This is a genomic window from Streptomyces sp. SID5464 (assembly GCF_009862985.1).
Taxonomy (GTDB): Bacteria; Actinomycetota; Actinomycetes; order Streptomycetales; family Streptomycetaceae; genus Streptomyces; species Streptomyces chartreusis_D.
This window is the reverse complement of the sequence record NZ_WWIQ01000067.1, coordinates 35,892-60,318: the sequence shown is the minus strand read 5'-3', so window position 1 is coordinate 60,318 and position 24,427 is coordinate 35,892. Positions and strand designations below refer to the sequence as shown.

The 24,427-nt window shown below is 71.0% G+C and carries 18 protein-coding genes; 6 read left to right on the top strand and 12 right to left on the bottom strand.

What is annotated here, in order from left to right; genetic code table 11:
• Positions 1-138: 138 nt before the first annotated feature.
• Positions 139-3,057 (bottom strand): glycoside hydrolase family 48 protein, encoded by a 2,919-nt coding sequence (locus GTY47_RS32235; RefSeq protein ID WP_029181598.1) that lies wholly within the window; start codon positions 3,055-3,057, stop codon positions 139-141.
• Between the two features lie 401 nt (positions 3,058-3,458).
• On the opposite strand from GTY47_RS32235, the gene GTY47_RS32230 reads away from it, so the two are divergent.
• Positions 3,459-5,177: a glycoside hydrolase family 6 protein gene (locus tag GTY47_RS32230; protein WP_029181597.1), complete on the top strand. Its 1,719-nt coding sequence runs from the start codon at positions 3,459-3,461 to the stop codon at positions 5,175-5,177.
• A gap of 139 nt (positions 5,178-5,316) precedes the next feature.
• Positions 5,317-6,222 (top strand): class I SAM-dependent methyltransferase, encoded by a 906-nt coding sequence (locus GTY47_RS32225; RefSeq protein WP_010045969.1) that lies wholly within the window; start codon positions 5,317-5,319, stop codon positions 6,220-6,222.
• 90 nt (positions 6,223-6,312) lie between these two features.
• Here the strand turns inward: GTY47_RS32225 and GTY47_RS32220 are convergent, their stop codons facing one another.
• The 3 genes from GTY47_RS32220 to GTY47_RS32210 all read right to left on the bottom strand — a co-directional run bounded on the left by GTY47_RS32220 (position 6,313) and on the right by GTY47_RS32210 (position 10,247).
• A complete protein-coding gene (locus tag GTY47_RS32220; protein ID WP_050810319.1) occupies positions 6,313-7,188 on the bottom strand; it encodes an aldo/keto reductase in 876 nt (291 codons plus the stop codon).
• A gap of 74 nt (positions 7,189-7,262) precedes the next feature.
• Positions 7,263-9,089 (bottom strand): AMP-dependent synthetase/ligase, encoded by a 1,827-nt coding sequence (locus GTY47_RS32215; RefSeq protein ID WP_010045964.1) that lies wholly within the window; start codon positions 9,087-9,089, stop codon positions 7,263-7,265.
• Positions 9,090-9,314: 225 nt separating this feature from the next.
• The gene (locus GTY47_RS32210; RefSeq protein WP_010045962.1) at positions 9,315-10,247 is read right to left on the bottom strand and encodes a LysR substrate-binding domain-containing protein; all 933 of its coding nucleotides are present in this window, start codon (positions 10,245-10,247) and stop codon (positions 9,315-9,317) included.
• Positions 10,248-10,409: 162 nt separating this feature from the next.
• Between GTY47_RS32210 and GTY47_RS32205 the strand changes: the two genes are divergently transcribed.
• The gene (locus GTY47_RS32205; protein ID WP_010045960.1) at positions 10,410-11,423 is read left to right on the top strand and encodes a bile acid:sodium symporter family protein; all 1,014 of its coding nucleotides are present in this window, start codon (positions 10,410-10,412) and stop codon (positions 11,421-11,423) included.
• Here the strand turns inward: GTY47_RS32205 and GTY47_RS32200 are convergent.
• From GTY47_RS32200 to GTY47_RS32190, 3 genes are all read right to left on the bottom strand, one after another.
• The gene (locus GTY47_RS32200; RefSeq protein ID WP_010045958.1) at positions 11,359-12,597 is read right to left on the bottom strand and encodes a DUF4185 domain-containing protein; all 1,239 of its coding nucleotides are present in this window, start codon (positions 12,595-12,597) and stop codon (positions 11,359-11,361) included. The genes GTY47_RS32205 and GTY47_RS32200 overlap by 65 nt on opposite strands.
• Positions 12,598-12,608: 11 nt before the next feature.
• Complete coding sequence (locus GTY47_RS32195; RefSeq protein WP_010045956.1) at positions 12,609-14,480, bottom strand: exo-alpha-sialidase; 1,872 nt, start codon at positions 14,478-14,480, stop codon at positions 12,609-12,611.
• Between the two features lie 155 nt (positions 14,481-14,635).
• Positions 14,636-15,553 carry a zinc-binding dehydrogenase gene (locus GTY47_RS32190; RefSeq protein WP_010045952.1) on the bottom strand — a complete coding sequence of 306 codons (918 nt, stop codon included), beginning with the start codon at positions 15,551-15,553 and terminating at the stop codon, positions 14,636-14,638.
• Positions 15,554-15,657: 104 nt separating this feature from the next.
• Between GTY47_RS32190 and GTY47_RS32185 the strand changes: the two genes are divergently transcribed.
• Positions 15,658-16,095, top strand: coding sequence for a MarR family winged helix-turn-helix transcriptional regulator (locus GTY47_RS32185; protein ID WP_010045950.1), 438 nt, complete (start codon positions 15,658-15,660; stop codon positions 16,093-16,095).
• A gap of 106 nt (positions 16,096-16,201) precedes the next feature.
• Here GTY47_RS32185 and fdhD read toward each other — a convergent pair whose 3' ends face one another.
• The 5 genes from fdhD to GTY47_RS32160 are packed head-to-tail and all read right to left on the bottom strand — an operon-like array spanning position 16,202 to position 22,655.
• Complete coding sequence (gene fdhD, locus GTY47_RS32180; protein ID WP_010045947.1) at positions 16,202-17,050, bottom strand: formate dehydrogenase accessory sulfurtransferase FdhD; 849 nt, start codon at positions 17,048-17,050, stop codon at positions 16,202-16,204.
• A gap of 7 nt (positions 17,051-17,057) precedes the next feature.
• Positions 17,058-17,918 carry a 2Fe-2S iron-sulfur cluster-binding protein gene (locus tag GTY47_RS32175; RefSeq protein WP_010045946.1) on the bottom strand — a complete coding sequence of 287 codons (861 nt, stop codon included), beginning with the start codon at positions 17,916-17,918 and terminating at the stop codon, positions 17,058-17,060.
• Entirely contained in the window at positions 17,915-19,747 is a 1,833-nt protein-coding gene (locus GTY47_RS32170) for an NAD(P)H-dependent oxidoreductase subunit E (RefSeq protein WP_010045945.1), read from the bottom strand. Before GTY47_RS32170 ends, GTY47_RS32175 begins: the two co-directional genes overlap by 4 nt.
• A 6-nt stretch (positions 19,748-19,753) precedes the next feature.
• The gene (locus GTY47_RS32165) at positions 19,754-21,673 is read right to left on the bottom strand and encodes a molybdopterin-dependent oxidoreductase (RefSeq protein WP_010045944.1); all 1,920 of its coding nucleotides are present in this window, start codon (positions 21,671-21,673) and stop codon (positions 19,754-19,756) included.
• Positions 21,674-21,683: 10 nt separating this feature from the next.
• The gene (locus tag GTY47_RS32160) at positions 21,684-22,655 is read right to left on the bottom strand and encodes a 2-dehydropantoate 2-reductase (protein WP_010045943.1); all 972 of its coding nucleotides are present in this window, start codon (positions 22,653-22,655) and stop codon (positions 21,684-21,686) included.
• 231 nt (positions 22,656-22,886) lie between these two features.
• Here GTY47_RS32160 and GTY47_RS32155 point away from each other — a divergent pair, with 231 nt between their 5' ends.
• Positions 22,887-24,221: an OFA family MFS transporter gene (locus GTY47_RS32155; RefSeq protein ID WP_010045942.1), complete on the top strand. Its 1,335-nt coding sequence runs from the start codon at positions 22,887-22,889 to the stop codon at positions 24,219-24,221.
• A complete protein-coding gene (locus tag GTY47_RS40490) occupies positions 24,190-24,330 on the top strand; it encodes a hypothetical protein (protein ID WP_010045941.1) in 141 nt (46 codons plus the stop codon). The genes GTY47_RS32155 and GTY47_RS40490 overlap by 32 nt, the downstream gene beginning before the upstream one ends.
• The last annotated feature ends 97 nt before the right edge of the window (positions 24,331-24,427 follow it).

Here is a 24,427-nt window from a genome sequence, read left to right as displayed (position 1 = left end):
CCGGCCGTGGCCCTGCGTCAGGTGCAGGGCCGTGTACGCAGAGCTTCGGACGCTGTTCAGAGGTGCGGGGAACTGCGCGACCAGCCACAACGGACCGGCAGCCGAAGTACCGCCCACCCCGCGGAGCGCCCGGCGGGGTTATTCGAGAAGCTCCGCGTACGAGCCCATGGCCAAGGCGATATCCGCCTGAGCCCAGAACCGGTGATACGTGAACGAGGGCACCGCACCGCCCGCGAGATAACTCTCGATCTTCGACCAGGCGGGATCGTCCTCGTAGAAGGACCGGATCGAGTCGAACGTCGACGACGAGTTGATCGCGTCACCGTTCGGCATCGTGCCCGTCCAGCCGCTCGGGATGTACACCGAGTCGTCGAACCGGTTGTAGTCCGCGCGGTTCTCCGGGACGGCGATCCCGAGATCGTCCTGGTGGTTGGCCCACATACCGTCCAGCAGCTTCTTCGCCGCCGCCGCGGCCTCCGTGTCACCGGAGCGGTCGGCGTAGTACGCCAGGGTCTTGGCGTACGCGGCCGCCACACCGACGTCGTTGGTGTAGTCGGCGACGGTGACGTGCAGCCCGCTGTTGGAGCCGGGGCTGGAGGCGTTCCAGGTGTCGGGCTGGCCCGACCACTGGAGCGTCGACGGGATCCTGAACGTGCCGTCCGGGTTGAACGTGGTCTTGGACAGCGCCCAGTCGACCCACTTGTCGAGGACCGTCTTGGCCTGCGCGTTCCCCGTCTGCTGGTACAGCTCGGCGACCCGCTCCATGGACCACGCCTGGAAGCCGAACCACTGGTTGGACGGCGGGTCGTGGTACACGGGCTTCTCGTCGTAGTACATGCCGTAGAACGTCGACTTCCCGGCGGGCGGGGTCGCGTACCGGCCCGCCCAGCTGTTGGTCGCGCCGCCCGCGATGGCGCCCTCGTCCGACTGCAGCCAGCGGTAGAACTCCAGCTGCCGGTCCATGGACTTGGCCCAGTCGGCCGCGCCCGTCGCCGACTTGGGCTTCAGCGGGGCGTAGTTGGCGAGCGCGTACGCGGCCAGCGGGTTCTGGTAGCCGCCGTGGGCGTGGCTGGAGCCGATGCGCCAGGCCCAGCCGGCGTTGGTGTCGGTGGCGCCGCCCCAGGCGTAGTACCAGGACATCAGGTAGAACGAGGCGTCCTTGCCGGTGCCCGCCGGGCAGGTCGAGGGACCGACGCAGTTGCCGACCTTCTTGAAGTACTTGTCGTACATCGAGTAGCGCAGGTAGTCGCCCATCTTGGCCGCCTTGGCGACGGTCCCGGAGACCTGCCCGCCCTTGCCCTGCTCCTTGGCCCACAGGTCCGCCCAGTAGGCGGCCTGCACGGCCCGCGCGTCGGCGTCCGGCGCGTTGGTGAACTTCCACTGCTTGGCGTAGGAGGCGTCACCGGTGAACAGGTCCAGATAGCCGTTCTTGCCGCCGAACTTGAAGGCGTCACAGGTCGGCTGCGGCACCGTCTCCCACACCGACTCCTGCGCGCCGCGCTGGAAGGTGTTGATGTACGACGGGCCGGTGTCCGAGGGGCCCGCCTCGCACTTGCCGGGCGCGTTGCCGTAGCCGTAGACGTTGTCCACGTCCTGCAGCCAGTGCATGCCGTAGACGTCGTCCGTGCCGTATGCGCTCTTCAGCTCGGCCGCGATCGGGTCCCGGCCGACCGAGACACCGGTGTCGAGCTTGGCCGGGTACTCGTTCGGCGTGTCCAGCTCGGGCGCGTAGGTCGCCGGCTTCGAGGCGTTGTAGAAGGAGTTGGTCGGCTGGTCGGCCTTGGTGGGGATCATGTACTTCTCCATGAGCTCCCACGCCCCGTTGAACTTGGACCAGTCGCCGGTCACCTTGCCGTACATGGCCTGGAGCCACAGGAGGTAGCTGTACGCCTCCGAGGTGGTCTCGTGACCGTGGTCCGGCGCCTCGACGATCAGCGTCTCGACCGAGTGGTAGGGAATGCCCTCGGGGGAGAAGTAACCGTTCGCCGGGTTGGTGATCTTCCCGTAGAGCTCCAGGAAGCGGGCGTCGTACACCTTGGCCGCCGCCAGCTGGGTGACGGTGACCGAGGCCTTGGCGTGGCCCGGGGCCGTCGACTCGAACACGGCGGAACCGCTACCGGAGCCCGCCGCCGTGACGGTCACCTTCTGTGCGGTGTTCCAGTTCTGCGGCGTGAAGGTGAGTGAGGCGCCGCCCGTGACCGACAGGCCCGAGTTGCCGCTCGCGCGGGCCGACGTCACCGTCACGTTGGAGGCCGGCTGCTTGGACAGCTTCACCTCGTACGTGCCCGACTTGCCGGACTGCACGCCGAGTTGGAGCGGCGAGGCGACGACGGTGGGGCCGGCGGCGACCGTGATGCCGACCGGGGTGGAGTCGGCGGAGGCGCCCATGCTGTCGTAGGCCTTCGCCACCAGAGAATGACTGCCCACGGTCAAGTTCGAGACCGACAGCGCATAGGGCGCGCTCGTGTCCGTGCCCAGCAGCTTGGTGTCGTCGTAGAACTCCACCTTGCTGATCGTGGCGTTGTCCGCGGCGGCCGCGGTGGCCGCCAGCGGGACCGCCTCGCCCTGGGTGTAGACGGCGCCGGCGGCCGGGCTGGTCAGCACGGCGATCGGCGGCTGGTGGGCGCCCGTGCAGGGGGTGCCGTTGACGGAGAAGGAGGTCGGCGCGGTGTTGGTGCCGCTGTAGGAGAACTGGGCGCCGGTGGAGACGGCGGCGCCCGCGGCGACCCGCGCGTTGTGGGCGGCGTTCTTGACGGTGATGTTCTGGCCGGACTGCGACCACGTGCCGTTCCAGCCGTTCCCCAGCTTCTGGTTGCCGGAGTAGGCGTAGGTCAGCGTCCAGCCGTCGATGGCGTCCGTGCCGCGGTTGGTGAGGGTGAGGTCCGCGGTGAAGCCGGAGCCCCAGTCGTTCGTCTTGTAATCGACACTGCACTGAAGTGCGGCCGCCTGCGCGGAAGTCGACCCTGAGGAGAGCATCGTCAACGGAAGCGCGAGAGCTGCGAGCGCGGCGGTCCACAGACGCCGCACGGCTCTCCGTCTCCGGGGTGGGGGATGCATGGTGCTGGTTCCTCCTTGCGGCTCGGAGAAGTCAAGGCTTGAACCAGTGGGAGCGCTCCCATAGTGAGGACGGGTGTGGTATCGGTCAAGGTCCTTGAAGAGTCGAAAAGATTCGACGCCGCTTGGTGAGCGAAAGTCAGTGCCTCCCCTGTTCTTTGCCGACACTTGCCGCTACCTTCCTTGACACCAGTGGGAGCGATTCCATCAGTCGGCGCGTCCGTCACGACGGGCCCGACCTGCAAGGAGTCGCTCATGCGACACCCCTCGCGTTCAGTACTTTTAGCCGCCGCCTTCGCGGTCGTCCCCGGCTGCGCGAGTGCCGGTGCCGGGTTCTTCACGTCCTTGTCGGAGCGCGCCCTGAACGGCTGACACCCCCACCACCGAAAGGGAAACCCGCACTCATGAGCCGTACGAGAACAGCGTTACTGGCCGCCATGGCCCTGGTGGCCGGAGCCACCGGCACGGCGTTCGCCGTCGACCCGGGCGGCATCGGCACCGCCGCCGTCCCCTGCACCGTCGACTACAAGATCCAGAACCAGTGGAGCACCGGCTTCACCGCCGCCGTGACCATCACCAACAACAGCGCCGCCAAGTCCTCGTGGTCGCTGAAGTGGTCGTACGCCGGCAACCAGAAGGTCACCAGCGGCTGGAACGCCAAGATCAGCCAGAGCGGTGCCGACGTCACCGCGGCCAACGAGAGCTACAACGCCCAGCTCGCGACGGGCGGTTCGGTCAGCTTCGGCTTCCAGGGTTCCTACACCGGCAGCAACGCGATCCCGGCCACCTTCACCCTCGACGGCGTGACCTGCAACGTCGACGGCGGCCCCGGCGGCCCCACGGATCCGCCGGACCCGGGCGGCCCCGCCAACCGGGTGAACAACCCCTACGAGGGCGCCAAGGTGTACGTGAACCCGGAGTGGTCCGCGAAGGCCGCGGCCGAGCCGGGCGGCAGCCGGGTCTCCAACCAGCCGACCGGTGTGTGGCTGGACCGGATCGCCGCGATCAACGGCGCGGGCGGCAAGATGGGCCTGCGCGCTCACCTCGACGAGGCGCTGCGCCAGAAGGGCTCCGGCGAACTCGTCGTCCAACTCGTCATCTACAACCTGCCGGGCCGGGACTGCTCCGCCCTCGCCTCCAACGGCGAGCTCGGGCCGACGGAGATCGACCGGTACAAGACGGAGTACATCGACCCGATCAAGGCGATCCTCGCCGACTCGAAGTACTCCTCGCTGCGGATCGTCACCACGGTCGAGATCGACTCGCTGCCGAACCTCGTCACCAACACCGGCAGCCGCCCGACGGCCGTCCCGCAGTGCGACGTGATGAAGGCCAACGGCAACTACGTCAAGGGCGTCGGCTACGCGCTCAACAAGCTCGGCGACGTGCCCAACGTCTACAACTACGTCGACGCCGGGCACCACGGCTGGATCGGCTGGGACGACAACTTCGGCCCCACCGCCACCATCATGAAGGAGGCGGCGACCGCCGAGGGCGCCACGGTGAACGACGTCCACGGCTTCATCACGAACACGGCGAACTACAGCGCCCTGAAGGAGAACAACTTCACCATCAACGACACCGTGGCCGGCAAGTCCGTCCGCGAGTCGAAATGGGTCGACTGGAACCGCTACGTCGACGAGCTGTCCTACGCCCAGGCCTTCCGCAACCAGCTGGTCTCGGCGGGCTTCAACTCGAACATCGGCATGCTGATCGACACCTCCCGCAACGGCTGGGGCGGCACCGCACGGCCCACCGGACCGGGCGCGACGACGAGCGTCGACACGTACGTCGACGGCGGGCGATACGACCGTCGCCTCAACACCGGCAACTGGTGCAACCAGGCCGGAGCCGGTCTCGGCGAGCGCCCGCAGGCCGCCCCTGCGGCGGGGATCGACGCGTACGTGTGGATGAAGCCGCCGGGTGAGTCCGACGGGGCGAGCAAGGCCATCCCGAACGACGAGGGCAAGGGCTTCGACCGCATGTGCGACCCGACCTACACGGGCAACCCGCGTAACAACTACAACATGTCCGGTGCCCTGCCGGACGCGCCGCTGTCCGGGCACTGGTTCTCCGCCCAGTTCCGGCAGCTGATGCAGAACGCGTACCCGCCGCTCTCGTGACCGGCTGAACGCCCCGTCCCCACGGGTCCGCCGGGGCTTTGCGCCCCGGCGGAACTTTTTTGCGGGAGCGGCAAGAGCGGTGGCCTTCTCCCGGTGCGTCGGCGCAGGCTGGCGGCATCCGAGGGAGAGGCTGACCACCATGGCGCACGACCACGACCACAACCACGAGTCCCGGCACGGCCACGGACATCACCACGGCCCCACGGACATCGACTGGGCCGAGATGGGCCCGAGGCTGGAGTCCCAGGCGGAGCTGTTCGCGTCCCTGTACGAGCGGGCCATGGCCTGGCTGGCGCAGGAGGTGACCGAGCCGGGCCTGATCGTCGACGCGGGCAGCGGGCCGGGCGTCGTGTCCTGCCTGTTCGCCGAGACGTTCCCGGGCGCGCGGATCGTCGCGGTGGACGGCTCCGAGCCGCTGCTGGAGCGGGCGCGGGCCCGGGCCGGGCGGCTGGGGGTCGCCGACCGCTTCGCAACGATCGCCGGCGAACTCCCGGACGTGCTCGACGAGCTGGACTACCCTGCCGACCTGCTCTGGGCGAGCCGCAGTCTGCACCACCTGGGCGACCAGCGGGCCGCCCTCACCGCCTTCGCCGCGCGGCTGGCCCCCGGCGGCACCCTCGCGCTCATGGAGGGCGGACTGCCCCCGCGGTTCCTGCCGCGCGACATCGGCATCGGCAGGCCCGGGCTCCAGGCGCGGATCGACGCGGTGGAGGCGGAGTGGTTCACACGGATGCGTGCGGAGCTGCCGGGCCATGTCGCGGTGGCGGAGGACTGGCCGGCTCTGCTGGCCGCCGCGGGCCTGAAGCACACCCGGACGCACACCTTCCTGCTCGACCTCCCCGCCCCCGCCTCGGACCGGGCCCGTGCCTATGTCGTGGCGTCCCTGTCGCACCTGCGGGAGCGGCTGACGGACGGGCTCGACGCGGACGACCTCGCGACCCTCGACCGGCTCCTCGACCCCGACGACGAGGCGAGCCTGCACCGTCGCCCGGACGTGTTCGTCCTGGAGGCCCACACGGTGCACACGGCGGTCCGGGCGGGGTAGTGACGGGCGTTGGGGCGGGCGCCGCCCCAACGCGGACTGCCCGCAGCCGAGCGGCTGCGGGCAGTCGTGGGGGCGAGGGGCGGATACCGCTCAGGCGCCGTCGAACGTCGCCGGGTCCGGGCCCAAACGGCGGTTCTCGTTGAGGGCGCTGATGGCCGCCAGGTCCTCGGTGTCCAGGCTGAAGTCGAAGACCTCGATGTTCTCCTTGATCCGCGCCGGCGTCACGGACTTCGGGATGACCACGTTGCCCAGCTGGATGTGCCAGCGCAGGACGACCTGGGCCGGAGTCCGGTTGTGCTTCCGGGCGATGGCCACGATCGCCGGGACCTCCAGCAGGCCCTTGCCCTGGCCGAGCGGCGACCAGGCCTCCGTGGCGATGCCCTGCTCCGCGTGATACTCGCGGGCGGCGCTCTGCTGGAGGTGCGGGTGCAGCTCGATCTGGTTCACGGCCGGGATGACCGACGTCTCGCCGATCAGCCGCTCCAGGTGCTCGGGAAGGAAGTTGGAGACACCGATGGCCCGGATCCGGCCGTCGGCGTGCAGCTTCTCGAACGCCTTGTACGTGTCGACGTAGGTACCCCGGGCCGGCAGCGGCCAGTGGATCAGGTAGAGGTCGACGAAGTCCAGGCCGAGCTTCTCCAGCGACGTGTCGAAGGCGCGCAGCGTGGAGTCGTACCCCTGGTCGGCGTTCCACAGCTTCGTGGTGACGAAGAGCTCCTCGCGGGGGAGACCGGACGCGGTGATGGCCTTGCCGGTGCCCTCCTCGTTGCCGTAGATCGCCGCTGTGTCGATGCTGCGGTACCCGGCCTCCAGCGCCGTCGCGACGGCCGACTCGGCCTCGTCGTCCGGCACCTGCCAGACACCGAAGCCCAGCTGGGGCATCTCGACGCCGTTGTTCAGGATGATCGGGGGGACCTTGCTCACGAGCTCTCGATCCTTCGGTTTGTGGTCAGGTGTGCCTCCCATCGTCAACGATCACGAGCCGTGATGCATTCCTGACGGGAGAATTCAGGCGTGTGATTCACCTGTCACCTGGCAATTCATGCCCGGTACAGTGCCTCGACCTCGTTCTCGTACGCCTTCTCGATCGCCTTCCGCTTCAGCTTCAGGGACGGGGTCAGCAGCCCGTGCTCCTCGGTGAACGGCTGCGCCAGGATGCGGAAGGTGCGGATCGACTCGGCCTGCGAGACAAGGGTGTTGGCCGCGACCACCGCGCGTCGCACCTCCGTCTCCAGGTCCGCGTCGCGCACCAGCTCCGCCGCGGACATCCGCGGCTTGCCCCGCATCGTCAGCCAGTGCTCCACGGCCTCCTGGTCGAGGGTCACGAGGGCCGCGATGTACGGGCGGTCGTTGCCGACGACGATGCACTGGTTGACCAGCGGATGGTCACGGACGCGTTCCTCCAGCACACCGGGCGAAACACTCTTGCCGCCCGATGTGACCAGGATCTCCTTCTTGCGGCCGGTGATGGTGAGGTAGCCGTCCTCGTCGAGCGCGCCTAGGTCGCCGGTGGCCAGCCAGCCGTCGTGCAGGGTCTCGTCGGTCGCCTTGGGGTTGTTGAGGTACCCCTGGAAGACGTTCTGGCCGTGCAGCCAGATCTCGCCGTCGTCCGCGATGTGCACGGTCATGCCGGGAATGGGCTGCCCGACGGTGCCGAACCGGGTGCGTCCGGGCGGGTTGGCGGTCGCGGCGGCCGTGGACTCGGTCAGGCCGTAGCCCTCGTAGATGTGCACGCCCGCCCCGGCGAAGAACAGGCCGAGCCGCCGGTCCATCGCCGAGCCGCCCGACATGGCGTGCTTGATACGGCCGCCCATCGCGGCGCGGATCTTGGCGTAGACGAGCTTGTCGAACAACTGGTGCTGCATGCGCAGGCCGGCGGACGGGCCGGGGCCGGTGCCCCAGGCCTTCGCCTCCATCGCGTCCGCGTACTTGATGGCGATGTCGACGGCCTTCTCGAACGGGCCGGAGCGCCCCTCCTTCTCGGCCTTGCGGCGGGCCGCGTTGAACACCTTCTCGAAGATGTACGGCACGGCCAGGAAGAACGTCGGCCTGAACGCGGCCAGGTCGGGCAGCAGGGCCGCCGCGTTCAGCTGCGGCTGATGGCCGAACTTCACCTTGCCGCGGATCCCGGCGACCTGGACCATCCGCCCGAAGACGTGGGCGAGCGGCAGGAACAGCAGGGTGGCGGCCTCGTCGCCCCGCTTGGAGTGGAACACCGGCTCCCAGCGCTCGATGACGGTGTCCGCCTCGTACATGAAGTTGCCGTGCGTGATGACACAGCCCTTGGGGCGGCCGGTGGTGCCCGAGGTGTAGATGATCGTGGCGACCGAGTCGGGGGTGACGGCCTGCCGGTGGCGGTGCACCACCTCGTCGTCGAGGTGCGCGCCGGCGTCGTACAGCTCGTGCACGGCGCCGGAGTCGAGCTGCCACAGGCGGCGCAGCTGGGGCAGCCGGTCGATGACGGTCGCGATCGTCATCGCGTGGTCCTCGTGCTCCACGACCGCGGCCGTCACCTCGGCGTCGTACAGCATCCAGAAGCACTGCTCGGCCGAGGACGTCGGGTAGACCGGCACGACCTGGGCGCCGATCGTCCACAGCGCGTAGTCGAACAGGGTCCACTCGTAGCGCGTGCGGGACATGATCGCGACCCGGTCGCCGAACCGGATGCCGCTCGCCAGCAGGCCTTTGGCCAGGGCGAGCACCTCGTCGCGGAACTCGGCGCTGGTGACGTCCCGCCACTGCCCGGACTCGTCCTTGCGGCCCAGCGCGATGTGCAGCGGGTCCTCCCGGGCATGCTGGAAGACCACGTCGGCCAGACCGCCCACCGGAGGTGCCAACGCCAACGGAGGGTTGGTGAACTCGCGCAAACCCCGCTCCCCGCTCCTCAGCGCTTCGGTTGAGTGACGCTCCGCACAGCGCCGTGAAAGCTACCCCAACCGGGCAGAGGGCGGGAGGGGCGGAAAGGGCGAGCGGCGCTCTTGTCCGCGCTGGTCAGGGAGGGAAAATACGCTCACATGGGGAAGGGTCGGACAGAATCCTGACGGTTGAGTAAGTTTCGGTGCCGTAATCTCCACCGAATCTGTACGACCCGGTTACGGCGCGAGGCTCCTCGCGTGCGGCGTCCGGTCGTCTCTTGTGTCAGCGCCCCGGAGGCGGATTTCGTCACTCCGGTTCAGCCGGTCGCCGCCAGCCAGGATCGCCGCGGCCAGGGCATCCGCCGCGCCCTGGGCGGAGGAGCGCCGCCGGCCGTGGACCACGACGAAGTCGACCTGCCCCAGCTCCGGCAGCCCCGCCCGGTCCGGGACCCGGACCAGGCCCGGCGGGATGAGGCCGCGGGAGTGGGCCATCACCCCGAGCCCCGCCCGGGCCGCCGCGACGAGGCCGTTGAGGCTGCCGCTCGTGCACACCACGCGCCATTCGCGGCCCTGTCGCTCCAGTGCCTCCAGGGCGAGCGCGCGGGTGATGCCCGGCGGCGGATAGACGATGAGCGGCACGGGCCGGTCCGGGTCGAGCCGGAGGCGCTCCGCGCCGATCCACACCAGGCTGTCGTGCCGGACCAGCTCGCCGCGCGGGTCCTCGGGGCGCCGCTTGGCCAGGACGAGGTCCAGCTTCCCGGCGGCGAGCTGCTCGTGCAGCGTGCCCGACAGCTCGACCGTCAGCTCCAGGTCGACCTCCGGGTGGTCGTGCCGGAAGCCCTCGAGGATCTCCGGCAGCCGGGTCAGCACGAAGTCCTCCGACGCGCCGAAGCGCAGCCGGCCGCGCAGCCGGGTGCCCGTGAAGAACGCCGTCGCCTGCTCGTGCACCTCCAGGATCCGGCGCGCGAACCCGAGCATGGCCTCGCCGTCCTCCGTGAGCTCCACCGAGTGCGTGTCCCGGGAGAACAGCGTCCGCCCCGTGGCGTCCTCCAGCCGCCGCACGTGCTGGCTGACGGTGGACTGCCGCAGCCCGAGCCGGCGGGCGGCCTGCGTGAAGCTCAGCGTCTGTGCCACCGACAGGAAGGTGCGCAGATGGGACGGGTCGTACATGCCTCCCAGGTTATCGCGGAACGTGATGACAGTGAGAGCGGTGTGCGGGATTCCCGATCGCCGGGGTGAGGAGCAGGATGGAAGGGGGCCGTACCGGCCCTGTACCGCCTGTACGTACTGAGCAAGTGGAGCACCGTGAAACGCCTGCGCCGACCGCGTCGGATGCCGATCGACCCGTACATCCTCCTCCTCCTCGGGACGGTGGGTGTCGCCGCACTGTTCCCGGCCCGCGGGACGGTCGCCGATGTCGCGTCGGGTGCCTCCACGGCGGCGATCGCCCTGCTGTTCTTCCTCTACGGCGCCCGGCTGTCCACCCGTGAGGCACTGGACGGCCTGCGCCACTGGCGGCTCCACGTCACCGTCCTGGCCTGCACCTTCGTCGTCTTCCCGCTGCTCGGCCTGGCGGCCCGCGGGCTGGTGCCGGTGATCCTGACGCACCCGCTGTACCAGGGCCTGCTCTTCCTCACGCTCGTCCCGTCGACCGTGCAGTCCTCGATCGCCTTCACCTCGATGGCCCGCGGCAACGTGCCCGCCGCGATCTGCGCGGGCTCCTTCTCCTCCCTCGTCGGGATCGTCGCCACCCCGCTGCTCGCGGCCTCGCTGCTCGGCGGCAGCGGCGGCGGGTTCTCCGCCGACTCGCTGCTGAAGATCGTGCTGCAACTGCTCGTGCCGTTCCTCGCCGGGCAACTGCTGCGCCGCTGGATCGGCGGCTTCATCACCCGTCACAAGAAGATCCTCGGACTCGTGGACCGCGGCTCGATCCTGCTCGTCGTCTACACCGCGTTCAGCCAGGGCATGGTCCAGGGCATCTGGCACCAGGTCAGCCCCCTCCGGCTGGCCGGGCTGCTCGTCGTCGAGGCCGTGATCCTCGCCGTGATGCTGCTGCTGAGCTGGTACGGCGGCAAGGCGCTGGGCTTCCGTCGGGAGGACCGGATCACCCTCCAGTTCGCCGGTTCGAAGAAGTCCCTGGCCGCCGGACTGCCGATGGCGAGCGTCCTGTTCGGCGCGCAGGCCTCGCTGGCCGTGCTGCCGCTGATGCTCTTCCACCAGATGCAGCTGATGGTCTGCGCGGTGATCGCCAAGCGCCGCTCGCACGACCCGCGCCCGGAGGTCACCGCGGCGGAGCCAGCCGCAGCGCCACGAACCGCGGTCGGTACAGGGACACGTTCCGGCTGAGCTGGGCGGCGGCGCCCGTCGTCTCCAGCCAGTTGACGTCGTAGCTCAGCACGAGACGCCCGCCGCCGCTCAGCACCGGGTGCGCCTGCGGGTTGTAGGCGGCCACCTGGCCCTGCGGCAGCGACGGGCTGAACTCCTTCGCGGGCCCGTGCCACGGCCCGGCCGGGGAACACGCCCAGTACGAGGCGACGGTGGTCAGGCCCTTGGTGCCCGCGGCCATCGTGAACAGCACGTACGTCCCGCCGTCCCGGACGACCGAGAACGCGCTGCCCACGCCCCTGCGCTGCCCGTCCCCGAGCACCGGCCGGGGGCGGGCGCCGGCCGCCCACGCCGAGCCGGTCCAGTACCGCCAGGCCGCCGGATCCCCGAGCCCGCCCTCCGGCACCCGCGCCACGTACGCGTGCGAGGCCGGGCGGGAGGCGGCCCGGCCGTCGTCACCGCCGAAGACGTAACTCCAGCCGTCCTCCTCGACCAGCGTCGTGCCGAACAGCACCCGCCGGGACGGGTCGGGGACCAGCTGCTGGTCGAGCACCTTGACGACCGACTCCAGGCGCAGCTCGGGCAGCGACAGCGTGGCGACCTCGGTCGCGGTGGGCACGCCGTAGATCCACGGGGCCTGGCCGGCCGTGCGCACCCACAGCAGTACCCGGACGACCTGCTCCGAGGAGCCGGGGGAGCGGGGTTCGACGCGGGCGGCGACCGGCCAGCGCCACTGGTTCGGCGCCGGGTCGGGGAAGAGCGGGGCGGGGAGGGTGGTCTCCAGCCGTCCGTCGCGCATCAGCACGGCCGAGTTGCGCACCAGCGGCGCGGTGGTGTCCCGCCAGGCGTGGGACTCGCCGGCCGGGTTGGGCGGGCCGTGGACGCGGCCCAGGTAGGTGTCCGAGAACAGCCACAGCACCCGGCCGTCCGGCAGCCGCACCGAGTGGGTTCCGTCGCCGCCGGTCCAGTCGTCGGTGCGGGTCGCGTCGTCGCCGTAGCGGGCGAACTCGGCGGTGAGGCCGTCGTCCTGCTGCCAGGAGCGGACCGTGCGCGCCCGGCAGGCGGTGTCGTCGTGCGGACTCTCCTCCTCGGGGAGGGCGATGAGCAGCGCGGCCCCGAGAACCAGGACCAGCAGCAGGCCGATCCCGGTTCCCGTGCGCTGCCGTGCTCGTGCTGCACCTGCGTCGTCGGGCACGCTGGGTGACGTTAGTGGCTGCCGCTCACCTGGTCCATGGGGAGCCACAGCACCGTGCCCCTCGTGGCGGCGTCCTTGGTGGCGGCGGTCAACTCCCCGTCGGTCAGGGCCCGGTTCCAGACGCGGACGTCGTCGATGGCCCCCGTCAGGAACGCCCGGCTGTCCATGCGCTGGCCGATGTGCACGCCGAACGGGGAGTTACGGCTGACCGAGCCCGGCACGTCCGGGGTGCTGACCGGTGTGCCGTCGAGGAAGAGGGTCAGGTTCCCGCCGCCCCGGCGCAGGACCAGGTGGTGCCAGCGGCCGTCGTTGTGGGCGCCGGCGGTCGACACCGAGGCCGTCCGGACGGTCGTCGCGCCCGACCGGGTGGTGATGAGTGCCCGCACCCGGTCGCTCGCCGGCTCCCCGCGCAGCCAGACCTGCGGCTGGCTGTTGCCGATGCCGCCCATCCACAGGAAGGGCTGTTCGCCGGTCGTGGCGGTGTAGCGGAAGAACAGCGAGGCCGTGAAGTCGCCGTCGGCGAGCGCCAGCCGGGACCGGTACGGCAGGCGCACGGCGTCGTCGGCGCCGTCGAAGGACAGCGCACCGCCGCGGACGCCGGCCGTTCGCCCGGCACCGCCGAGCACCGCCGCGGGCCGCGCGCCCGGCGCGACGTCGCGGGTGGTCGGGTCGGCGCCACGGCGCGGTTCCAGCCAGTCCTCGGTGAAGCGGGCGAAGCGGATCTCGTCGCGGGCGTCGACCGCGCCGCCCTCGTACAGCAGGCCCACCGTCGAGGCGTCGACCGCCGCCATGTCGGAGTAGCCGGACCAGTCCGTGGTGACGACCGTGCCCCGGTCCACGCTGTCCCAGGTGCGCCCGCCGTCGTAGGAGGAGCGGACCATCATCGTCCGGCGGCGGTCGGGATCGGCCGGGGCCGACAGCAGGAGCCTGTCGCCGAGGCGCAGTGTCGCGCCCTGGACCTGTGGCGTGTAGAGGTCCGGGAGGCCGCGGAAGGGCGTGGCGAAGCTGTCGCCGCCGTCCCGGCTGAGGGTCTGGGAGCGGTGGCCCGGGTCGGTGCCGTCCTGTTCCCGGCCGCTGACGAGGAGGGCGCCGTCGGCGCGTTCGGTGAGCGTCACCTCCGACGGCTTCTGCCGGAACGTGCCGTCCTGCGCTATCGGCCAGGAGTCCGTGGCACCGATCCGCCACGTGTCGCCCCCGTCGTCGCTGACGATGAGCGCGGCGTGGTTCGCGGTGACCCTGCTGCCGTCCCACGTCTCGGTGTTGACGCCGAACACCAACCGCCCGGCGTGCTTCCCGCGGCTGAGCTGGATGCCGTGCACGGGCCCGGTGGCGTACCAGGAGTTCCAGTGCCCGGGCAGGATCTCGCCGCTCAGGTCGCGCGGCTCGGACCAGGTCCGGCCGTCGTCGTCGCTGTACTGGAGATGCGGGGTGCGGTCGCAGGGGACGGAGCAGTTGCCGGCGTCCGTACGGCCCGTGTTGTACGTCTCGGCCAGCAGGATCCGGCCGGTCCTGCGGTCCACGACGGGCGCCGGGTTGCCGTGCGTGTCGCCCGCGCCCTCGTTGACGACCTGGAGCGGTCCCCAGGTGCGGCCGCCGTCGGTGGAGCGCTTGAGGACGATGTCGATGTCGGCCGCGTCACCGCAGTTGAGGACGCGGCCCTCGGCGAAGGCGAGCAGCGTGCCGGCCGTCGTCCGCACGATCGCGGGGATCCGGAAGCACGCGTAACCGGGGTCCTGGGAGGCCTTGAAGAGGACCTGTTGTTCGAACTCCGGTAAGTCCGTGGCGGGTTGTGCACCGGCCGGGCCTGCGGGCGTGAGCAGCGCCGCGGCGGTGAGAACGGCTGTCAGGGTGGATCTCAGGCGTGCGCGAAGACTTGACGGCATGGTGCGACCTGCCCTTCATGCGTCTGTCGGCTGGACCACCGAGGCATGGGAACGGACATCCGGGGAGCGGACATTCGGACAAGCGGACATCCCACGTCCCATGTGTGGGCCACAGACGGTACTTGGCTTCACAGACCCCCCACAAGAAGCGTGCGTCAGGGGATCAGGACGACCTTGCCGAGGTTGGCCCTCGCCTCGATCTCCCCGTGCGCCTTCGCCGCGTCCTGAAGGGCGAACTCCCCGTGGACGACGGGCTTCAGCTCTCCGGCGGCGAACAGCCGCCACAGCTCCTTGCGCCACTGCTCGTACAACTCCGGCTTCCCGCGCGCGATGCGGGCCATCTGGAACCCGATCACCGACTTGGCACCCACGAGCAGGTCGTACGCCTGGACGGTGCCGCCGCCCGAGCTGTACGCCACGAGCCGTCCCTCCGGGGCGAGCGCGGCGAGGGCCGGGGCGAGCAGCTCCCCGCCGACCGCGTCCAGGGCGTAGTCGACCGGGGTGCCCCAGCTGTCGTCGCCGTAGGTGACGATGTGATCGGCGCCGAGGCCGCGGACGAAGGCGGCCTTGGCCGGGGCGGAGACGGCCCCCACGACCCGTCCGGCGCCCCGCGTCCTGGCCAGCTGCACGGCCAGGTGGCCGACACCGCTCGCCGCCGCCGTGACCAGGGCCGCTTCGCCCGGCTCCGGCCGTGCCGCCTCCAGGGCGCCGAGGGCGACCAGGCCGCTGCGGACCAGGGCGACCGCGTCGACGGCGGTGGCGTCCGCCGGGACGGGGGAGGCCATGGCCTCGTGCAGGAGCGCGAAGTCGGCGTAGCCGTGGCCGAAGCAGAGCCCCGTCACGCGGTCGCCGGTACTGAAGCGGGTGACGCCCTCGCCGACGGCCGTGACCTCCCCGGCGATCTCGCCGCCGAGCGGGACCGGCTCCGCCGCCTCGGTGACCTTGCGTACCACCGGGAGCGTGACGCCGATCGCCTCCGCGCGCACGAGCAGTTCGCCGGGGCCCGGCTCGGGCACCGGTGCCTCCTCCACGAACAGGGGGCCGCCTCGGGATTCGTAGCGGACGCGGCGCATCGCACCTCCGGGTGTCGTTGGTGGTCCCCACGATTTCGTTGGGATGCCCAACGGTATAGGAGGATCATAGGGAGAACCAACGATTTCTTGGTTAGGCTGCGGCCATGTCGGAAGCTCCCCTCCCCGCGATCCGCTCCCTGCCCAGCTGGCTGCTCGGCCGGGCCGCCGCCCGCGGCCGGGCCCTGGTGGCCGCGGCGCTGGCCGAGCAGGACATGCGGATGTGGCACCACGTGGTGCTGTCCGCCGTCCGTGACCTCGGCCCCGTCGCCCAGGCCGACCTCGGACGCGGGGTCCGGCTGGACCCCAAGGACCTGGTCGGCATCCTGAACGACCTCCAGGCGGCGGGCCTGGTGGTGCGCGAGCCGGACCCGAAGGACCGGCGGAAGAACGCGGTGTCCCTCACCGAGGAGGGAGCCCGACTGCTCAAGCGCTGCGAGAAGGCGGCCCGCGCGGCCAACGACGAGCTGCTCGCACCGCTGTCGCAGGCCGAGCGCGAGCAGTTCACGGGCATGCTGCTCCGGATATCCGACACGGCGCACTGACCACGCCCCCCAGTCGTCGGGAGGGCAGGCCGAGACGGGGCCCCTGCGGCGCAGGGGGCGCTCCCCGCCGGTCGGGGCCCCGCCGCCGTGTCGCGGGGGAACCTGCTCAGCCCTGGGCGGCCGCGGCCCGCAGGGCGATGCGGTCCTCACCCGCGTACACGTTCATGGAGCTGCCCCGCAGGAAGCCCACCAGCGTCAGGCCCGTCTCGGCTGCCAGGTCCACCGCCAGCGAGGAGGGCGCCGACACCGCCGCCAGGACCGGGATGCCGGCCATCACGGCCTTCTGCGCCAGCTCGAACGAGGCCCGGCCCGAGACGAGCAGGATCGCCCGCGGCAGCGGCAGCTCCCCGTTCTGCAGGGCACGGCCGACCAGCTTGTCGACCGCGTTGTGCCGGCCCACGTCCTCCCGGACGTCCAGCAGCTCGCCGTCCTCGGAGAACAGGGCCGCCGCGTGCAGACCGCCGGTCCGGTCGAAGACCCGCTGGGCGGCACGCAGCCGGTCGGGCAGGCTCGCGAGCAGCTCGGGAGTGACCCGGACCGCGGGAGTGTCGGCGATGGGCCAGCGGGCCGTCGTGCGCACGGCGTCCAGCGACGCCTTGCCGCACAGCCCGCAGGAGGAGGTCGTGTAGACGTTCCGTTCCAGCGTGATGTCGGGAATCACCACCCCCGGGGCCGTCTGCACGTCGACCACGTTGTACGTGTTCGAGCCGTCGGCTGTCGCCCCGGCGCAGTAGACGATGTTCCGGAGGTCCTGCTGCCCGCCCAGCACCCCCTCGCTCACCAGGAAGCCCGCCGCCAGGGCGAAGTCGTCGCCGGGGGTGCGCATGGTGATCGCGAGGGGCTTGCCGTTCAGCCGGATCTCCAGGGGTTCCTCGGCGACGAGTGTGTCCGGACGGCTGGAGACCGCCCCGTCCCGGATGCGGAGCACCTTGCGTCGTTCCGTGACTCGTCCCATGTCCTGATCAGTCCCGGTTCTGTACGTGCTGGTAGCCGAAGCGGCCCTTGATGCAGAGGTTGCCGTGGGTCACCGGGTTGTCGTGCGGTGAGGTGACCTTCACGATCTCATTGTCCTGCACGTGCAGCGTCAGGTTGCAGCCCACTCCGCAGTACGCGCACACCGTGGTCGTCTCGGTCTGCCGTGACTCGTCCCACGTACCCGCCGCGCGCATGTCGAACTCGGATTTGAAGGACAGCGCGCCCGTCGGGCACACCTCGATGCAGTTCCCGCAGTACACGCACGCCGAGTCGGTCAGCGGGGCGTCGTGCTCCACGGCGATCCGGGCGTCGAAGCCCCGCCCGGCCACCGAGATCGCGAAGGTGTTCTGCCACTGGTCGCCGCAGGCGTCCACGCACTTGTAGCAGAGGATGCACTTGTCGTAGTCGCGTACGTACAGGTCGTTGTCGACCTTCGGCTCCTCGTTGAGCCGGGCCGCGTCCGGGCCGAAGCGGTCCGGCTTCGCCTCGTACTCCTTGAGCCACTCGGCGACCCGCGGGGTGGTGGAGAGGTCGACGGAGGACGCCAGCAGTTCGAGGACGACCTTGCGGCTGTGCCGGGCGCGCTCGCTGTCGGTGTGCACCTCCATGCCCGGCTCGGCCTTGCGGGAGCAGGCCGGGACGAGGGTGCGGGCCCCCTCGACCTCGACGACGCAGACGCGGCAGGCGTTCTTCGGGCGCAGGGTGTCGCCCTCGCACAGGGTCGGGATGTCCTTGCCGGCCGCCCGGCAGGCGTCGAGGATCGTCGAGCCCTCGGGGACCCGGGCCTCCTCGCCGTCGATCGTGAACTCCAGCATGCGGCGCGGGATCCCCAGCGGTGTGACGGTCATTCGTACGCCCCCAGACGGTCGATGGCGGATTCCACGGCGTTCCAGGCGGTCTGCCCGAGACCGCAGATCGAGGCGTCCCGCATCGCGCGGCCGACCCCCCTGAGCAAGGCGATGTCGTCCGCGGCGGCGGCGCCGGCGCGCTCCACGATCCGGTGCAGCGCCTCCTCCTGCCGCACGGTCCCGACCCGGCACGGCACGCACTGCCCGCACGACTCGTCGCGGAAGAACTCCGCGATGCGCAGCAGCAGGCGGGGGAGGGGCACGCTGTCGTCGAAGGCCATGACGACCCCCGAGCCGAGCGTGGTGCCCGCCTCCCGTGTCCCTTCGAAGGTGAGCGGGATGTCCAGCTCGTCGGCCCGGACGAAACCGCCGGCCGCCCCGCCGAGCAGCACCGCCCGCAGCCCGTCCCGCACCCCGGCCAGTGCCAGCACCTCACCCAGCGTCGCGCCGAACGGCACCTCGTAGACACCCGGCCGCTCCACGGTCCCGGACACGCAGAACAGCTTCGGCCCGGTCGAGCGCTCCGTGCCGATCGCCGCGTAGGCGGGTGCGCCCAGGTTCAGGATCGGCAGGACGTTGACCAGCGTCTCGACGTTGTTCTCGACCGTCGGTTTGCCGAACAGGCCCTTCTCCACGGGGAACGGCGGCTTCGAGCGGGGCTCGCCCCGGTAGCCCTCGATGGAGTTGAACAGGGCCGTCTCCTCACCGCAGATGTAGGCGCCGGCGCCGCGCCGGATCTCGATGTCGAAGGAGTAGCCCTGGCCGAGGACGTCGTCGCCGAGCAGTCCACGTGAGCGTGCCTGCGCGATCGCGTGCTCGAGCCGGTGCAGGGCGCGCGGGTACTCGCCGCGCAGGTACAGGTAGCCCCGGTGGGCGCCGGTCGCGTAGCCGGCGATCGTCATCGCCTCGACGAGCGCGTACGGGTCGCCCTCCATGAGCACGCGGTCCTTGAACGTGCCGGGCTCGGACTCGTCGGCGTTGCAGACGAGGTGGTGCGGATGGTCCGGCTGGGACGCCGTGGCCTGCCACTTGCGGCCGGTCGGGAAGGCGGCGCCGCCCCGCCCGACCAGGCCCGAGTCGGTGACCTCGCGGATGACTCCGGCGGGTCCCAGCTCGAAGGCCCGGCGCAGGGCGGTGTAGCCGCCGTGGGCGCGGTAGTCGTCGAGGGACGCGGGGTCGACCACGCCGACCCGGTGCAGCAGCATCAGGCCGTCCTGCCCGGCCTGGGGCACCGCCAGGGCGGCGGGCGGCTCCTCGGGCGCCGAGTCGGGCGCGCTCGCGGCGAGCACGGCGTCGTGCACGGTCGCCGGCGCCGACACCGCCGTGCGGACCGGGTCCCCGGCCTTGATCGCGAGTGCCGCGGGCGCGCGTTCGCACAGGCCGAGGCACGGGCTGCGTTCGACGCTCACCCCGCTGCCCGGCCCCAGCCGCTCCTCGATCCCCGCGCACAGCTCCGGCGCCCCGGCCGCCGCGCACGCCAGGTCGGTGCAGACGTGCAGCACGGTCGCCGGACGCGGCTTGACGGAGAACATGGCGTAGAAGGTGGCGACCCCGTAGGCCTCCGCCGGCGGCACCGTCAGCCGCCGGCACAGGTAGTCGAGGGCGCCGTCGCTGATCCAGCCGACCCGGTCGTTGATCGCGTGCAGCCCCGGCAACAGCAGGTCGCGGCGGTCCCGGGCCTCGCGCCCGCCACGGGCCCACCGCAGATCCGCGGCCCCCATCTCATCGCGGGCGGCGCCCTCCCAGGAGGACTCCGGAGGCCCGAGCAGGGCGTCGACGGCGGCCCGTTCCTCGTCCGTCGGTTTGCTGTCACCGAAGTGCAGGTCCACGTACGTTCACCCCACGATGGTCGCGATGGGCAGCTTGTCGATCCGGATCGCCGACGCCTTGAACTCCGCCGTCCCCGCGATCGGGCAGTTCGCCTCGATCGTCAGCGCGTTGGTGTCCACCTCGTCGGGGAAGTGCATGGTCATGAACGCGAGCCCGGGCCGCAGCGCGGTGTCCACCCACACGGGCGCGGTCACCGACCCGCGCCGCGAGGTCACCTGCACCTGCTCGCCCACCACGACCCCGTAGCGCTCGGCGTCCTCCGGGGACAGCTCGATGTACTCGCCGCGCCGCAGCGGTGAGGCGTAACCGCCGCTCTGCACCCCGGTGTTGTACGAGTCGAGCCGCCGCCCGGTGGTGAGCCGGATCGGGTACTCCTCGTCGGTGAGGTCCACGGGCGGGTCGTGCTGCACGATCCCGAAGGGCGCGAGCGGACCGCGTTTGCCGGGGTCCGGCTCCCACAACCGCCCGTGCAGGTAGGTCGGTTCGAGCCCGTCGGTGCTGGGGCAGGGCCACTGGATGCCCTGGTGCTCCTCCAGACGCTCGTACGTCATGCCGTAGTGGTCGGGCGATACCGACCTCAGCTCGTTCCACACGGTCTCGGCGTCGGCGTACTTCCAGTCGTGGCCGAGGCGGGCCGCGAGGTCGCAGATGATGTCGATGTCCTCGCGGGCCTCGCCGGGCGGGGTGACCGCCTTGCGGACGCGCTGGACGCGGCGCTCGCTGTTGGTGGTCGTGCCCTCGGTCTCCGCCCAGCCCGCCGTGGCGGGCAGGACGACGTCCGCGATCTCGGCCGTCTTCGTGAGGAAGATGTCCTGGACGACCAGGAAGTCGAGGGCCTTCAGCCGCCGGACGGCCTGTTCGCTGTCGGCCTCCGACTGGGCCGGGTTCTCGCCGACGCAGTAGACGGCCTTGAGCGTGCCGTCCTCCATCGCCTCGAACATCTCCGTGAGGTTCAGGCCGTAGTGCGGCTGGATGACCGTGTCCCAGGCCGACTCGAACTTCAGCCGGATCTCCGGGTCGAGGATGTCCTGGAAGCCGGGCAGACGGTTGGGGATCGCCCCCATGTCCCCTCCGCCCTGCACGTTGTTCTGCCCGCGCAGGGGCTGCAGGCCGGAGCCGTAGCGGCCGACGTGCCCGGTGAGCAGGGACAGGTTGATCAGGGCGCGGACGTTGTCGGTGCCGTTGTGGTGTTCGGTGATGCCGAGGGTCCAGCACAGCTGGGCGCGTTCGGCCCGGGCGTAGGCGTGCGCCAGCTCGCGGATGGCGGCGGCCGGTACGCCCGTCACCTTCTCGGCGAGCGACAGCGTCCACGGCTCGACGAGCCGCACGTACTCCTCGAAGCCGGTCGTCGCCCGCTCGATGAACGCCTGGTTGGCGAGCCCCGCGTGGATGATCTCGCGGCCGATCGCGTGGGCCATCGGGATGTCGGTGCCGACGTTGAGGCCGAGCCAGCTCTCCGCCCACTCGGCGGTCGACGTCCGGCGCGGATCGACCGCGTACATCCGGGCGCCGTTCCTGATCCCCTTCAGCACGTGCTGGAAGAAGATCGGGTGCGCGAAGCGGGCGTTGGAGCCCCACATCACGATGACGTCGGTGTGCTCGATCTCCTCGTACGACGACGTCCCGCCGCCCGAGCCGAACGCCGCCGACAGGCCCGCCACGCTCGGGGCGTGGCAGGTGCGGTTGCAGGAGTCGACGTTGTTGGTGCCCATGACGACCCGGGCGAACTTCTGCGCCACGTAGTTCATCTCGTTGGTGGCGCGGGCGCAGGAGAACATGCCGAAGGCACCGCGGTTGCGCTCGATGCCCCGGGCCGCCCGGTCCAGCGCCTCGTCCCAGGTCGCCCGCCGGAAGGGTTCGTCGCGGGAGTCCCGTACGAGCGGGTGCGTCAGCCGGGTGTAGGTCTTCGGTTGCCGTTTCCTCATACGACGCTCCTCATGCGGCGCTCCTCAGCGCGAGCAGGTCCGAGATGGCGTGCACGGTGCGCAGGGTGGGCACCTCCACGCCGGTGATGTCCGCCAACTCGACGACCGCCGCGAGGAGTACGTCGAGTTCGAGCGGTTTGCCGCGCTCCAGGTCCTGGAGCGTGGAGGTGCGGTGGTCGCCGACCCGCTCGGCGCCCGCGAGCCGGCGCTCGATGGAGACGCCGACCTCGCAGCCGAGGGCGTTCGCGACCGCGAGCGTCTCGGTCATCATGATCTCGATGACCCTGCGGGTGCCGCCGTGCAGGCACATCTGCCGCATGGTCGCGCGGGCCAGCGCGCTGATCGGGTTGAAGGAGATGTTGCCGAGCAGCTTGAGCCAGATGTCGTTGCGCAGGTCCGGTTCGACCGGGCACTTCAGGCCGCCCGCCTGCATGGCCTCGCTGAGCGCCACACACCGCGTGGAGACGCTGCGGTCGGGCTCGCCGATCGAGAACCGGGTCCCTTCCAAGTGCCGTACGACGCCAGGCCCTTCGAGCTCGGTCGCCGCGTAGACGACACAGCCGATGGCCCGTTCGGGCGCGAGCACCGCGCTGACCGCGCCGTCCGGGTCCACGCTCTCGACGCGGTGGCCGTCGTACGGGCCGCCGTGCCGGTGGAAGTACCACCAGGGGATGCCGTTCTGGGCGGCCACGACCGCCGTCGTGTCACCCAGCAACGGCGCGATCAGCGGCCCGCACGCCGCGTACGCGTTGGCCTTGAGGCCCAGGAAGACGAAGTCGACCGGGCCGACCTCGGCCGGGTCGTCGGTCGCGTGGGGGTGCGCGGTGAAGTCGCCGCGCGGGCTGCGCACCCGGACTCCGTGCTGCCTCATGGCCGCCAGATGCGGTCCACGGGCGATGAGGTGCACGTCGGCACCCGCGCGGTGGAGCGCGGCGCCGACGTAGGCGCCGATGGCACCGGCGCCGAGAACTGCGACTTTCACGGGAACACTCCGTTCGGTTTGAGGGATACCGCGGAGGTGACTGCCGTCAGATCGGCTGCCGCCAGGTGGCAGTCGTCCGGCTTGTGTCGACGAAATATTGTCTACAGTATGGAGGTTGGCTCAGCAAGGGTCCGTGCGATGACCGTTCGGCGCATGCTGGATACCGCTCACCGCATACGGTCGACGCGCCGCCTTCTCAACTCCCCTGCGATTGCCTACCGTCCCGGGTTCATGAGTCCCCCAGTCGCGCCCCCGGGCTGGAGCCGCTGGCTCGTCCCGCCCGCCGCTCTCTCCGTACATCTCTCCATCGGCCAGGCCTACGCCTGGAGCGTGTTCAAGCCGCCCCTGGAGTCCGCGCTCGGCCTCAGCGGCACGCAGAGCGCGCTGCCCTTCCAGCTGGGCATCGTCATGCTGGGGCTGTCCGCCGCGTTCGGCGGCACGCTCGTGGAGCGCAACGGCCCGCGCTGGGCCATGACCGTCGCCCTCGTCTGCTTCTCGTCCGGCTTCCTGCTCTCCGCGCTGGGCGCGGCCGTGGAGCAGTACTGGCTGATCGTCCTCGGCTACGGCTTCGTCGGCGGCATCGGCCTCGGCATCGGCTACATCTCACCCGTCTCCACCCTCATCAAGTGGTTCCCGGACCGGCCCGGCATGGCCACCGGCATCGCCATCATGGGCTTCGGCGGCGGCGCGCTCATCGCCTCGCCGTGGTCGGCGCAGATGCTGGAGTCGTTCGGCGGCGACAGCTCCGGCATCGCGCTCGCCTTCCTGGTACACGGCCTGTCGTACGCCGTCTTCATGCTGCTCGGTGTGCTCCTGGTCCGGGTTCCGAGCGGCGTCCCGGGGGCGCGGGGAGCCGCGCGGCCAGCCCCCACCGGCCCGCAGGTCTCCGCGAACCAGGCCATCCGCACGCCGCAGTTCTGGTGCCTGTGGGTCGTGCTCTGCATGAACGTCACCGCCGGCATCGGCATCCTGGAGAAGGCCGCGCCGATGATCACGGACTTCTTCGCGGACTCCTCCACACCCGTGTCGGTCACGGCCGCCGCCGGCTTCGTCGCGCTGCTGTCGGCGGCGAACATGGCGGGCCGCATCGGCTGGTCGTCGACGTCCGACCTGATCGGCCGCAAGAACATCTACCGCGTCTACCTGGGCGTCGGCGCGCTGATGTACGCGCTCATCGCCCTGTTCGGCGACTCCTCCAAGCCGCTGTTCGTCCTGTGCGCGCTGGTGATCCTGTCCTTCTACGGCGGTGGCTTCGCGACGATCCCGGCGTATCTGAAGGACCTGTTCGGCACGCACCAGGTCGGCGCCATCCACGGGCGGCTGCTCACCGCATGGTCCACGGCGGGCGTGCTCGGGCCGCTCATCGTGAACTGGATCGCCGACCGGCAGGAGGAGGCGGGCCGGCACGGCGCGTCCCTGTACGGGCTGTCGTTCGTCATCATGATCGGGCTGCTCGTCGTCGGCTTCGTCGCCAACGAACTCGTCCGGCCCGTCCACCCGCGTCATCACGTCCCGGCACCGAAGGAGGCCGCACATGTCCAGCGACAGCAGCCAGAGTCCGCCTAGCCCGGACCGGCGGTGGCTGATCGCCTTCGCCTGGGTGTGGGTGGGCGTCCCGCTCGCCTACGGGCTGTACGAGCTGGTCCGCAAGGCGACCCAGCTGTTCACCGGCTAGCCGTTCGACAGGTGTCCGGTCGTCCGAGGAGCTGACCGAAGCTGACAACGCGGGCACCTGTTTCCTGTCGCCTTGCCTGCCGTCGTACCCGCGAGTC

Coding starts and splice junctions, on each gene's coding strand:
- GTY47_RS32235 (WP_029181598.1), bottom strand. CDS start 3,057: ATGCATCCCCCACCCCGGAGACGGAGAGCCGTGCGGCGTCTGTGGACC.
- GTY47_RS32230 (WP_029181597.1), top strand. CDS start 3,459: ATGAGCCGTACGAGAACAGCGTTACTGGCCGCCATGGCCCTGGTGGCC.
- GTY47_RS32225 (WP_010045969.1), top strand. CDS start 5,317: ATGGCGCACGACCACGACCACAACCACGAGTCCCGGCACGGCCACGGA.
- GTY47_RS32220 (WP_050810319.1), bottom strand. CDS start 7,188: ATGGGAGGCACACCTGACCACAAACCGAAGGATCGAGAGCTCGTGAGC.
- GTY47_RS32210 (WP_010045962.1), bottom strand. CDS start 10,247: ATGTACGACCCGTCCCATCTGCGCACCTTCCTGTCGGTGGCACAGACG.
- GTY47_RS32205 (WP_010045960.1), top strand. CDS start 10,410: ATGCCGATCGACCCGTACATCCTCCTCCTCCTCGGGACGGTGGGTGTC.
- GTY47_RS32195 (WP_010045956.1), bottom strand. CDS start 14,480: ATGCCGTCAAGTCTTCGCGCACGCCTGAGATCCACCCTGACAGCCGTT.
- GTY47_RS32190 (WP_010045952.1), bottom strand. CDS start 15,553: ATGCGCCGCGTCCGCTACGAATCCCGAGGCGGCCCCCTGTTCGTGGAG.
- GTY47_RS32185 (WP_010045950.1), top strand. CDS start 15,658: ATGTCGGAAGCTCCCCTCCCCGCGATCCGCTCCCTGCCCAGCTGGCTG.
- fdhD (WP_010045947.1), bottom strand. CDS start 17,050: ATGGGACGAGTCACGGAACGACGCAAGGTGCTCCGCATCCGGGACGGG.
- GTY47_RS32175 (WP_010045946.1), bottom strand. CDS start 17,918: ATGACCGTCACACCGCTGGGGATCCCGCGCCGCATGCTGGAGTTCACG.
- GTY47_RS32165 (WP_010045944.1), bottom strand. CDS start 21,673: ATGAGGAAACGGCAACCGAAGACCTACACCCGGCTGACGCACCCGCTC.
- GTY47_RS32155 (WP_010045942.1), top strand. CDS start 22,887: ATGAGTCCCCCAGTCGCGCCCCCGGGCTGGAGCCGCTGGCTCGTCCCG.
- GTY47_RS40490 (WP_010045941.1), top strand. CDS start 24,190: ATGTCCAGCGACAGCAGCCAGAGTCCGCCTAGCCCGGACCGGCGGTGG.